Annotated in this window: 13 protein-coding genes; 8 read left to right on the forward strand and 5 right to left on the reverse strand. The window is 63.7% G+C overall.

What is annotated here, in order from left to right:
• Nucleotides 1-197: 197 nt before the first annotated feature.
• Nucleotides 198-974, forward strand: coding sequence for a DeoR/GlpR family DNA-binding transcription regulator (locus tag OHD62_RS04470; RefSeq protein ID WP_263781226.1), 777 nt, complete (start codon nt 198-200; stop codon nt 972-974).
• Here OHD62_RS04470 and OHD62_RS04475 read toward each other — a convergent pair.
• Both OHD62_RS04475 and OHD62_RS04480 read right to left on the reverse strand, forming a co-directional pair.
• Nucleotides 971-1,888, reverse strand: a complete 918-nt coding sequence (locus OHD62_RS04475) for an NAD(P)/FAD-dependent oxidoreductase (RefSeq protein WP_263781227.1) — start codon at nt 1,886-1,888, stop codon at nt 971-973. The two genes, OHD62_RS04470 and OHD62_RS04475, sit on opposite strands and share 4 nt — an antisense overlap.
• A complete protein-coding gene (locus tag OHD62_RS04480) occupies nt 1,878-2,327 on the reverse strand; it encodes an RrF2 family transcriptional regulator (RefSeq protein ID WP_263781229.1) in 450 nt (149 codons plus the stop codon). The genes OHD62_RS04475 and OHD62_RS04480 overlap by 11 nt, the downstream gene beginning before the upstream one ends.
• 89 nt (nt 2,328-2,416) lie before the next feature.
• On the opposite strand from OHD62_RS04480, the gene OHD62_RS04485 reads away from it, so the two are divergent.
• The 7 genes from OHD62_RS04485 (at nt 2,417) to OHD62_RS04515 (ending at nt 9,267) form a co-directional block, all read left to right on the forward strand.
• Nucleotides 2,417-3,343, forward strand: a complete 927-nt coding sequence (locus OHD62_RS04485) for a LysR substrate-binding domain-containing protein (protein WP_263781230.1) — start codon at nt 2,417-2,419, stop codon at nt 3,341-3,343.
• A 127-nt stretch (nt 3,344-3,470) separates the two neighbouring features.
• Nucleotides 3,471-4,625 (forward strand): ABC transporter substrate-binding protein, encoded by a 1,155-nt coding sequence (locus OHD62_RS04490; RefSeq protein ID WP_263781231.1) that lies wholly within the window; start codon nt 3,471-3,473, stop codon nt 4,623-4,625.
• A gap of 174 nt (nt 4,626-4,799) precedes the next feature.
• A complete protein-coding gene (locus tag OHD62_RS04495) occupies nt 4,800-5,798 on the forward strand; it encodes an ABC transporter ATP-binding protein (protein WP_263781232.1) in 999 nt (332 codons plus the stop codon).
• A complete protein-coding gene (locus tag OHD62_RS04500; protein ID WP_263781233.1) occupies nt 5,795-6,031 on the forward strand; it encodes a hypothetical protein in 237 nt (78 codons plus the stop codon). The genes OHD62_RS04495 and OHD62_RS04500 overlap by 4 nt, the downstream gene beginning before the upstream one ends.
• The gene (locus tag OHD62_RS04505; RefSeq protein ID WP_263781234.1) at nt 6,028-6,993 is read left to right on the forward strand and encodes an ABC transporter permease; all 966 of its coding nucleotides are present in this window, start codon (nt 6,028-6,030) and stop codon (nt 6,991-6,993) included. Before OHD62_RS04500 ends, OHD62_RS04505 begins: the two co-directional genes overlap by 4 nt.
• A complete protein-coding gene (locus OHD62_RS04510; RefSeq protein ID WP_263781235.1) occupies nt 6,983-7,798 on the forward strand; it encodes an ABC transporter permease in 816 nt (271 codons plus the stop codon). Before OHD62_RS04505 ends, OHD62_RS04510 begins: the two co-directional genes overlap by 11 nt.
• A 41-nt stretch (nt 7,799-7,839) precedes the next feature.
• On the forward strand, nt 7,840-9,267 hold the full coding sequence (locus tag OHD62_RS04515) for a gamma-aminobutyraldehyde dehydrogenase (RefSeq protein ID WP_263781237.1): 1,428 nt from the start codon (nt 7,840-7,842) through the stop codon (nt 9,265-9,267).
• 45 nt (nt 9,268-9,312) lie between these two features.
• Here OHD62_RS04515 and OHD62_RS04520 read toward each other — a convergent pair whose 3' ends face one another.
• The 3 genes from OHD62_RS04520 to OHD62_RS04530 form a co-directional block, all read right to left on the reverse strand.
• Nucleotides 9,313-9,627 (reverse strand): hypothetical protein, encoded by a 315-nt coding sequence (locus OHD62_RS04520; protein WP_263781238.1) that lies wholly within the window; start codon nt 9,625-9,627, stop codon nt 9,313-9,315.
• Between the two features lie 41 nt (nt 9,628-9,668).
• Entirely contained in the window at nt 9,669-10,031 is a 363-nt protein-coding gene (locus tag OHD62_RS04525) for a nuclear transport factor 2 family protein (RefSeq protein WP_263781239.1), read from the reverse strand.
• Between the two features lie 113 nt (nt 10,032-10,144).
• Nucleotides 10,145-11,698 carry an alpha/beta fold hydrolase gene (locus OHD62_RS04530; RefSeq protein ID WP_263781240.1) on the reverse strand — a complete coding sequence of 518 codons (1,554 nt, stop codon included), beginning with the start codon at nt 11,696-11,698 and terminating at the stop codon, nt 10,145-10,147.
• Nucleotides 11,699-11,772: the final 74 nt, after the last annotated feature.

Here is an 11,772-nt window from a genome sequence, read left to right on the forward strand (position 1 = left end):
GTGCGGCCCAGCCATCGTTCTCCCGTAGCAGTTACGAGCCTGTCACAACCACAATCTCGCGCCATCTGGTCCGGTCTGTCAACGAGATTCTGTGGCTTTTTATGTCGTTTTGCCCGAAATAGTGCAAGCTTCTTGTAAGTGTGGGCGTATTTGCCGTAAAATCGGTCAGCAACACAACGGTGCGAGCGGAAAGCCTGATGGTCCATTCGAAGCGGCATGGTGAGATCCTGCGTCTCCTGCAGGAGGAGGGCACAGTCACCATCGCCAGCCTGGCCGACCGGCTGGGCGTCTCGCTGGAAACCGTGCGCCGCGACGTCAAGCCGCTCACCAATGACGGCTCCATCCTGAAGATGCATGGCGCCGTAGGCCTGTCGTCCATTGTCGGCGAGGCCCCGTTCGAGCGTCGCATGCGCGAAAACGCTGACGCCAAGCGGACGATCGCGCGCATGGTCGCGACGACCATCCGCGACGGCGAATCGATCATGCTCGACACCGGCACCACAACGTCTTTCCTGGCACGCGAATTGCTCGGCCACCGCCGGCTGACGGTCGTCACCAACTCCTCCGACATTGCCCGCACGCTGGCCACCGTCAACGGCAACAAGGTCTACATGGCCGGCGGTGAGTTGCGCAGCGATTCGGGTGCGGCCTTCGGGGTCTCGGCCATCGAATTCGTCAGCCGCTTTTCCGTCAGCCACGCCGTGATCTCCACAGGCGCCGTCGATGCCGTCACGGGCGTCATGGACTATGATCTGGAAGAGGCCGAATTCGCCCGCATGGTGCTGTCGCGTGGCCAGCGTTCGCTAGTCATCACCGACCACACCAAGTTCGGCCGCCAGGGTCTTGTCCAGGTCTGCGGTTTCGACGGCTTTTCCGAGCTCGCCACCGACCAGCAGCCGCCGCGCGATATTGCTGCGGCACTGTCCCAGGCCGGTGCACGGCTCAGCATTGCCGACGGGCAGACCGAGTTCTAATTGAAAACCAGCGATTGATGGGCGCATACGCCCGCGAAGGCGCCAGCTGATACGGCGAAGGCAATGTTGTGCATCGATCGTGCCGCGTCTCCGGCGGCATAGACGCCGGGGACTGTCGTCTGCTGCTTTTCATCGACGGTGATCACCGGACCGAGAAGACCTTCGGTGAAGCTGCAGCCGAGCTGTTCGGCAAGCAGGCTCGCCATGGTATTGCGTGGCGCGGTGAACATCGCCTTGACGCCGACCTGACGGCTGTCGCCAAGGTGGACGATCAATCCACCGACGCCATCTTTCTGCAGTTCGGCCACGCCGGCCGGCTCAAATCTCACCTTGCGCCTTTCCAATGCGTGCGCCTGCTCCGCGTCAGGCTCGAAGAGACCATTGGCGAACAGCGTGACATCGCCCCAGTCAGCGATCAACTGCGCCTGATGCATGGCCGTCGGCCCGGTTGCGAGCACGCCAAGCGGTCCGCCCGCCACCTCGAAGCCATGGCAATAGGGGCAATGCAGCACACTCTTGCCCCATTGCTCGGCAAGCCCGGGAACATCCGGCAGGATGTCGCGCACACCGGTGGCGAGCACCAGCCGCGCCGCGCCGAATGTCTCGCCGCGATCCGTGGTGATCTCGAAGCTGCGGCCGGCGACAGCGGCCTTGTCCGCCAATCCGGCGACGATTTTGGCCGTCGGATAGGCGAGCAGCTGCTGCCTTGCGTCATCCAGGATGGCGCCGGGCGCGCGTCCATCCTGTCCCAGGAAGCCATGCGAGTGTTCGGCGAAACGGTTGCGCGGCTGCCCCGCATCGACCACCAGGACATTACGTCGTGCCCGCGCCGCCTGGATGGCGGCCGACAGGCCGGCAAAGCTGCCGCCGACGATAATCAAGTCATACTGCGTGGCTGGCAAATCATACTGCATGGCTGGTCACTCCAATCAGTTCATAGCGACGGCGGAAATCGGCGGCGAGGTCGGCAAGCGTGATGTGGCTGAGCTTTTCCGCCAGCAGCCTTTCGGCCTCGACGCGAAAATCATCGAGCGCCGCGATAACTGCCTGCTCGACAAGGCAGCCGGGGCTTTCCGGCTCGCTGCTGAACGGCAGCAGCGTTTCGCCGAGGGCGGCGCTGATCTCGGCCAGCGAGATGCTCTCGGGCGCGCGGCCAAGCTGCCAGCCGCCGCCATGGCCGCGTGACGATGTGACGATGCCCGCGTCGCGCAAGCCGGCGATGGTCCGGCGGACGACGACCGGGTTCGTGTGGATGAAGGTGGCAAGCTGCTCGGAGGTCAGCGCGTGCTCCCGAGTCTCGACCATGTGGACGAGAATGTGCAAGGTCGAGGAAAGTCTGCTGTTTCGTTTCATGTAACTTAAATAGTTACGAGTCTTATGATCGTCAAGCCTTCGCTATCGACCCACTTCCCAGCGTGGCCTGTGCCGTGTTTAGTCCGGCCATGGCCTTTACCATTCGCCAGTTGCAGTTCTTCATCGCCGTCGCCGAGCAAGGCACCGTTTCGGGCGCCGCCCAGAACCTGTCGATTTCGCAATCGTCGGTCACCGAGGCGATCAAGGAGCTGGAGAGCGATCTCGGCGTCGAACTGTTCGAGCGCCACCCGCGCGGCCTCAACATCACCCATAAGGGCCACCAGTTCCTGCGCCACGCGACCAAGATCCTGGCCGACGTTTCCGATGCGCGCCGCGCCTTCTTCGGCGAGCAGATCGTGGCCGGCGGCCGCCTCCAGCTCGGCGTCACCTCGCTGGTCGCCGGCTATGTGCTGTCGGACCTTCTCGCCCGCTACCGCCGCGCCTATCCCGGCGTCGAAGTGTCGGCCATCGAGGACAATGGCGACTACCTCGAACATCTGCTGATTGGCGGCAAGCTCGACATCGCGGTCATGGTCATCTCGAACCTGCGCGACCGTACCGCCCTGCAGTCGGAAATCCTCGAAGTCTCGGCCTATCGTCTTTGGGTGCCTCTCAGCCATAGGCTGGCCAGCGCCGACATCATCGGCGTCAGCGACATCGCCTCGGAGCCGCTGATCATGCTGACCGTCGACGAGATCGAAGAGAACACTGGCAAGCTGCTCACCGCCATCGGCGCCAAGCCTCATGTCGCCTTTCGCACCCGCTCGGTTGAGGCGGTGCGCAGCCTCGTCGCCACCGGCGCGGGCGTCGCGCTGCTGCCCGACCTTGTCTACCGGCCTTGGTCGCTGGAGGGCGATCGCATCGAATCGCGCGATATTTCCGGCGCCTTGCCGGTCGTCCAGGTCGGCATGGTCTGGCGCCGCGGCTCTGGCCTGCCACAGGCCGCGCGCGACTTTATCGGGCTGGCCCAGTCGCAGCGAATGGTCCGCCAGCGGCCGGACAAGATCGGCCGATAATCTATCGGTAAAACCGATATCGGCGTTCTGATAAATGAATTTGCGAAACCGGGATTTTCGCAGCACTTTCCTTCTAGGGAACCAAAGCCGGCATCAACAGTGCGGCTTTTCAAATGGGAGATCGATGATGAATTCATTCCTGAAGTCATGCACTGCATTGACGGTCGCGCTGGCCTTCTCCGGCCAGGCCATCGCCCAGGTCAAGGAGTTGGGCAAGGGCGAAGGCGAGGTCAACATCGTCGCCTGGCCCGGCTACATTGAACGCGGCGAGACTGACAAAGGTTACGACTGGGTCACGTCCTTCGAGAAGGACACCGGTTGCAAGGTCAACGTCAAGACCGCCAACACGTCCGACGAAATGGTCTCGCTGATGAACGAGGGTGGCTTCGACCTTGTCACCGCCTCGGGCGACGCCTCGCTGCGTCTCGTCGCCGGCAAGCGCGTCCAGCCGATCAACACCGACCTCGTTCCGAGCTGGAAGACGGTCGACGACCGGCTGAAGGACGCCCCCTGGTTCACAGTCGATGGCGCCCACTACGGCGTTCCCTACCAGTGGGGGCCGAATGTGCTGATGTACAACACCGATACTTTCAAGGAAGCGCCCAAGAGCTGGAATGTCGTCTTCGAGGAGATGAACCTGCCCGACGGCAAGTCGAACAAGGGCCGCGTCCAGGCCTATGATGGCCCGATCCACATCGCCGACGCCGCCAACTATCTGATGTTCCATAAGCCGGAACTCGGCATCAAGGATCCCTACGAGTTGACCGAGGACCAGTACAAGGCGGCGCTCGACCTGCTGCGTATCCAGCGCACGCTGGTCGGTCGCTACTGGCATGACGCTGCCATCCAGGTCGACGACTTCCAGAACGAGGGTGTCGTCGCCTCCGGCTCGTGGCCCTATCAGGTCAACACGCTGGTTGCCGCCAAAAAGCCGGTCTCTTCGACCGTTCCCGAGGAAGGCGTGACCGGCTGGGCCGACACCACCATGATGGAGGCGGACGCGGCCCACCCGAACTGCGCCTATATGTGGCTGGAGCATTCGCTGTCGCCCAAGGTGCAGGGCGATGTCTCGGCCTGGTTCGGTTCGCTGCCGGTGGTGCCGGCCGCCTGCAAGGGCAACGAACTGCTCGGCGACGAAGGTTGCAAGACCAACGGCTACGACAATTTCGACAAGATCAAGTTCTGGAAGACGCCAGTGTCGAAATGCGCCACCGGGAACAACCAGTGCGTGCCCTATTACCGCTGGGTGTCGGACTATATCGGCGTTATCGGCGGGCGGTGATTTCGCCCCACCTTCGCTGATCGCTCATTGCTGCCCCTCACCCTTGTCCTCTCCCCGTGAAGAATGGGGAGAGGGGGATCGCCAGCGTTTCGGCTAATCCCTTCTGGGAGAAGGCCGGCAGGAGGGGCAGCGCAGGCGCCCCCAATTGAAGAGCCTGGCCTATCGGGACAGCCCATGACCTCCGCCGTTTCCTTCCAGAAAGTCTCGCGCCATTTCGGCAGCGTACGCGCTGTCGACGCGGTGGATCTCGACATCGTGCCCGGCGAGTTCTTCGCCATGCTCGGTCCGTCGGGTTCCGGCAAGACGACCTGTCTGCGCCTCATTGCCGGCTTCGAGCAGCCGACAGCGGGCTCGATATCTATCTTCGGCGAGCGCGCCGAGGGCGTCCCGCCCTATCGCCGAAACGTCAACACCGTGTTCCAGGACTATGCGCTGTTCCCGCATCTCAATGTGCTCGACAATGTCGCCTACGGTTTGATGGTCAAGGGTGTCGGCAAGCCCAAGCGGCAGAAGGCAGCGGAAGAGGCACTGTCGCTGGTCAGGCTTCCCGGCTATGGCGCCCGCCGCCCCGGCCAGCTCTCCGGTGGCCAGCGCCAGCGCGTCGCGCTGGCGCGTGCGCTGGTCAATCAGCCCAAGGTGCTGCTCCTCGACGAGCCGCTCGGGGCGCTCGACCTCAAACTGCGCGAGAACATGCAGGAAGAGCTGAAATCGCTGCAGAAGGCGCTCGGCATCACCTTCGTCTTCGTCACTCACGACCAGGGCGAGGCGCTGTCGATGGCCGACCGTGTCGCCGTTTTCAATGACGGCAAGATTATGCAGATCGGCACGCCGGAGGATATTTATCAGCGCCCGCGCACGCGCTTCGTCGCCGATTTCGTCGGCTCCTCCAACGTGCTGCCGCCGGATTTCGTCCAGCGTTATTCCGGCCAGCATCGCTGGGGCAGCCTGCGCCCCGAATCGATCCGCGTCGGCCGGGCCGCGAAGGGCGACGGCGTTGCCGCTCGCCTGGTCTCGACCAACTATCTCGGCGCCACGACAAGACTGGCGCTCGATGCCGATGGGCTGAGGCTGCACGCCATCGTGCCGGCCGGTGCAAAATTGCCCCGGGAAGGCGAGGCGGTGGTGCTCACCTTCAACCGCGAGCATTTGCATCTGATGGACGAGCCGGCATGATCGAGGCAGTTGTGGCCAATAGGTCCGACGAAGCGCTCTACGGCGCGTCCCTCTGCCCTGCCGGGCATCTTCCCCACGAGGGGGGAGATCGGATGTCGCGCCTGCTTTCGCCGATTACGAACATTGAAGGAAGGGCGGCGGCGCTGAAGCTGCCAATCTCCCCCCTTGTGGGGGAGATGTCCGGCAGGACAGAGGGGGGCGCGAAGGAACGCGACCTGTCGAAGAAACCATGACGTTGACCGCGACCCAGGCAAAAGTGGCTCCAGCCGTCCTTCCCCGCAGCGGTGGCCTGCGTGGCGCGCTATCGGACCTCTTCTGGCGCCGGCCGCAACTCCTGCTCCTGCTCATGCTGCTCCCGCCGGTTCTGTGGCTCGGCATTGTCTATATCGGCTCGCTGTTCGCGCTGCTCTTGCAGAGCTTCTTTTCGATCGACGAGTTCTCCGGCCTCATCAACCGTGAGTTCACGCTGAAGACCTATGGCGACCTGCTCCAGGCCGCCAATCTCGACATCATCCTGCGCACGGTGACGATGGCCGCACTGGTCACGCTCGCCTCGGCGATCATCGCCTTCCCCATTGCCTATTACGCGGCGCGCTATGCGCGCGGCCGCTGGAAGGCGCTGTTTTATCTCGGCGTCATGTTGCCGTTGTGGTCGAGCTATCTGGTCAAGATCTATGCCTGGAAGCTGATCCTCGCCAAGGAAGGCATCCTCACCTGGCTGCTCGCCAAACTGCATATTCTGTGGCTGCTCGATGGCTGGCTTTCTCTGCCCATCGTCGGCGGCAACTCGCTGTCGGTCTCCGCCACCGGCACCTTCATCGTCTTCGTCTATGTCTGGCTGCCCTTCATGATCCTCCCCGTGCAGGCAGCACTCGAGCGCGTGCCCGGCAATCTGGTCGAGGCCTCGTCCGATCTCGGCGCCTCGCCCGGCCAGACCTTCCGCAACGTGCTGTTTCCGCTGGCGCTGCCCGGTATCGTCGCCGGCTCGATCTTCACCTTCTCGCTGACACTCGGCGACTACATCATCCCGCAGATCATCGGCACGTCGCGCCTGTTCATCGGCCAGGCTGTCTATTCGCAGCAGGGCACCGCCGGCAACATCCCGCTCGCCGCCGCCTTCACCGTTGTGCCCATCGTCATCATGGGCTTCTACCTCTGGGGCGCCAAGCGCATGGGGGCCTTCGATGCGCTCTGACCGCGGCCATTCGGCTCCGCTTGGCCTGAAGATTGCCGCCACTGTCGGCCTGCTCTTCCTGCATTTGCCGATCCTGCTGATCTTCGTCTACGCCTTCACCACCGAGGAGAAGAGCTTCGTCTGGCCGCCGCCGGGGCTGACCACACAATGGTTCGCCGTCACCTGGAACCGTCCGGATGTGTGGGAGGCATTGTCGCTGTCGGTCCGTGTCGCCGCCATCTCGACGGTCATTGCTCTCGTTCTCGGAACACTCTGCGCCGCCGCCGTGTCGCGGACAAAATTCTTCGGCCGCGAGACCATTTCGCTGCTGGTCATCCTGCCGATCGCGCTGCCCGGCATCATCACCGGCATCGCATTGCGCTCGGCCTTTTCGCTGGCCGATATCCCGTTCTCGTTCTGGACGATCGTGCTTGGCCACGCCACCTTCTGCGTGGTCGTCGTCTACAACAACGCGGTCGCCCGTTTCCGCCGCACTTCCGGCTCGATGATCGAGGCCTCGATGGATCTCGGCGCCGACGGCTTCCAGACTTTTCGGCATGTCGTGCTGCCCAACATCGCCACGGCACTGCTTGCCGGCGGCATGCTGGCTTTTGCCTTGTCCTTCGACGAGGTCATCGTCACCACCTTCACCGCCGGCCAGCAGCAGACGGTGCCGATCTGGATGCTGGAGGAACTGATCCGTCCCCGCCAGCGCCCGGTCACCAATGTCGTCGCCATGGTCGTGGTGCTGGTGACGCTGCTGCCCATCCTTGTTGCCTATTACCTGACCCGCGACGGCGACCAGATCGCCGGTTCGGGCAAATAACCCAAACAATGAACGAGAGAGTTCATAAGGGAGAGATGTCCATGGACACAAAGATGCTGATCGGCTCGAAATTCGAGAAGGGCACCGAAACCGAGGAGCCGATCCTCAATCCCAAGACCGGGGCGACCATTCTCAACCTGCCAGAGGCCAGCCAGGCGCAGATCGAGGCAGCGGTGGCGGCTGCCGAAAAGGCTTTCGTCACCTGGTCGCGCACCACGCCGGCGCAGCGCTCGGGCTATCTCCTCAAGATCGCCGACCGCATCGAGGCCGAGGCCCAGGAATTTGCAACACTCGAGGCACTGAACTGCGGCAAGCCGATCAATGCCGTGCTCAATGACGAGATCCCGGCCATCGTCGACTGCTATCGCTTCTTTGCCGGCGCTGTCCGCTCGATGCCAGGTGTGGTCGCCGGCGAATATCTGCCCGGCCACACCTCGATGGTAAGGCGCGACCCGATCGGCATCGTCGCCTCGATCGCGCCGTGGAACTATCCGCTGATGATGATGGCCTGGAAGTTGGCGCCGGCAATCGGCGGCGGCAACACCGTCGTCTTCAAGCCGTCCGAACAGACGCCGCTGACGGCGCTGAAGCTGGCGAAAATCCTGGCGGAAATCCTGCCCGAGGGCGTCGTCAATGTCGTGCTCGGCCGTGGCGATAGTGTCGGCAACACGCTGATCAACCACGCCAAGGTCAACATGATCTCGATCACCGGTGATGTCGCCACCGGCAAGAAGGTGCTGCAGGCCGCCGCCAAATCGGTCAAGCGCACGCATCTCGAACTTGGCGGCAAGGCGCCGGTCATCGTCTTCGACGACGCCGATCTTGGCGCCGTAGTCAACGGCCTGCGCGCCTTCGGTTACTACAATGCCGGCCAGGACTGCACCGCCGCCTGCCGCATCTATGCCGGCAAGAAAATCTACGACAAGCTGGTCGCCGACCTCTCCTCGGCCGTCTCGACCATCAAATACAACCGCCCCGACGACACCGAAAACGAGATCGGGCCGCTGATTTCCCGCCGCCAGCGCGACCGTGTGTCGAGCTTCGTCGAACGCGCTTCCGAGCTGAAGCACATCGAGATCACCACCGGCGGCAAGCCGGGCGAGGGCTCCGGCTTCTTCTATCAGCCGACGGTCGTGGCGGGCGCGTTGCAGGAAGACGAGATCGTGCGCCGCGAAGTGTTCGGCCCGGTCGTCTCGGTCACCTGTTTCTCCGAGGTAGAGGAAGCCGTGAGCTGGGCCAACGACAGCGACTATGGCCTGGCGTCATCGGTGTGGACCAAGGATGTTTCGCGCGCCATGGCGACCGCCGCGCGGCTGCAATATGGCTGCACCTGGATCAACACCCACTTCATGCTGACCAACGAGATGCCGCATGGCGGGGTGAAACAGTCCGGCTACGGCAAGGACATGTCGCTCTATGCCTTGGAGGACTACACCGCCGTGCGGCATGTGATGGTGGCGCATGCCTAGCGCCTTTCCCTTCTCCCTGTAAACGGGGGAGAAGGGCGTCCGCCGCTACTCGACGATGCGATAGATGTTCCACAGGCTGGTGCCCGACACGACATAGGGCTCCATCTCCTTGCCCCATTTGGCGTGCGCGTCGATCTTGCCGATCTTGGCGAAGAATGCCTCCAGTTGGGCGAGGCTTTCGACCTCATGGTGTGACTCGACCGTCGCCTCCCGCGCGCCGATCGATCCGGTCATGATCCGGAATTCCAGTTCGGCGATGCCGACTTGCGAGCCGATCTCGCGTTCCCACTTTTTCAACAGTTCGAGCACGGTCTGCTTGTGTCCGAACTTGGCGTCGATCTGCCATCTGGCGCTGAACATCTGGTCTTCTCCTCCATGATCGCGGTTGAGTCCGCGGTTGATCACTCGTCCCAGGCTTGCACGACGGTCTGCCGCGCGATCCGGCCGTCCTTCAACTCCAGCATCGCCGCGCAGAACACCTTGGTGCCGTCCGGATAGACGCAGGCCTGGGTGAAGGCGAGGTTGTCGCCGTCGGCGATGGTGGTGTCGACCTTGTGGGTCATCGCCCGGCTGCAGATGTCATCCCAGAACGTGCTGATCGCCGCGCGGCCGCGGATTTCGCGCGGCTTGCTCGGCGGGTTGTTGCGGTCGATCACCCGCACCATCGCATCGTCGGCATAGAAGCTCGCCAGCATCTTCCCGTCACGGCCTTCGATCGCCTTCTTGATCGCCGCGCCATCCACGGCTTGAGTCTTGGTCAGCATTTTCTCCTCCTTCAATATCGGGCGATTGATGATCAAAAGCGCCGCCCGACTTCATGGGAGAATAGATAGCGCCGACGACCCCCTGACCGCTTCGCCCGAAAGCGCCATGGCTCTCATGGCCCGTCCGGGCCAGTGTGCCTGGCGGAAAATGCCGCCGCCGCCGCCCGCGACGGCAGGTCGAGCTTGAGCAATATGTTGGCGACATGGCGCTTGACCGTGTGCTCGCTCAGGCTAAGTTCGGCGGCGATCGCGGCATTGCTCTTGCCGTCGGCAATCAGGCTCACCACTTCGCTTTCACGCGTCGTCAGCGTCGCCGGTTCCGCGGGCTTGGCCTTGGCGTGGCAGGCAGGCTCCAAATGCTGCTCGGACATCGCCAGGACCAGCGCCAGCGGCTCGTCCAGTTCATCGAAGCTCACTCGTCCGGCATCGACAAAATGAACGCCCGAGCCGATTGCCAGGTCGGCCACCAGCCGCGATGCGAGGATGTCGCCGCGGCCGGCATGGGCGGCAAGCTGCATCGTCACGCGCCCCGTCAGCCCGACCGGCGGCCCGCGCAATTCGATTTCGCCGACATGCACGCCTTGCGCGCTGGCCACGCCGATTTCCTGCGCCGCGTTGCGCAGCGCCGCCGCGCAGCGCAGCGCGCGCCCCGGCCCGTCGAAGCGCGAGACCATCAACTCGCCATGCGTGCCTGCCGAACGGCCGCCATGGCGCCCGACCAGCAGTCGCCACGTTTCGTGAAAGCGCAGGTTGCGTTCGCCCCACATGCGGTCGCCCAGCCGCGCGGTGTCGAAGATGCGCGTCGCCAGCAGAGCCGCCAGAACGCGCTCCGCTTCCGCCACGGCGCGTTCGCCGGTCAGGAATTCCTCGATCAGGTCGGCCACCCTGTCCACGTCGCCGGTCCAGATCGGGTGGTCGCGCCCGGGGATTTCCATCAATCGGGAATTCGGAATTTTCTTCACCAGGAAACGGCTGGCGTCCGGGTCGACCCGCACATCGTTGCGACGGTGGATGAGCAGCGTTGGCGCGCTGATCGCCGGGAGGATACCGCGCACGTCGATCCCCGCATTCATCCGTGCCAGCGCCGCGGCGGCCGTAGGGCTCGCCGAGAGCCGCTCGAAGCGTGCCCACCACCGGGTAAAATGCGGGTCGTCTACCCGGCCCGGTGCGAAATTGGGCAAGGTAGCGCCGGTGCCCCATGCCGTCTCCGCTGTCTCGATGAAGGCGTCGAGGCGTTCGGGCGGCATCACCCATCTGTGGAAATTCGCGTAGCCGCCATAGAGCGCCAGCGCCCGCGTCCGTTCCGGATAGGTGGCGGCGAACAGCATCGCCATCGGCGCACCCTCCGAGGCGCCAAGTAGTGCGGCGCGGCCGCTGCCGGTGGCGTCCATCACCGCGCGCACATCGTCCATGCGGGTTTCGAGACTGGGCAAATGATTTGTGTCGACGCGGTCGGAAAGGCCGGTGCCGCGCTTGTCGAACAAGATCAGCCGCGAGAAGGCCGAAAGCCGTTTCAGCAGCCGGCTGTAGCCCTCATCTTCCCAGTGCAGGTCGAGATTGGAGATGAAGCCCGGCACGAAGACGAGATCGAACGATCCCTGGCCGACCACCTGATAGGCGATCCGCACATCACCGCTACGGGCATATCTGGTCTCGATCGGCCTCACGCAAATGTCCCGCCCGGCCAGACGATTTTCCTGTCGTCAACCATAGCAGAGCCGAGCCGTTTGCGGCAGCCAAA

This window comes from Mesorhizobium sp. YC-39 (assembly GCF_025753795.1).
GTDB lineage: Bacteria > Pseudomonadota > Alphaproteobacteria > Rhizobiales > Rhizobiaceae > Mesorhizobium.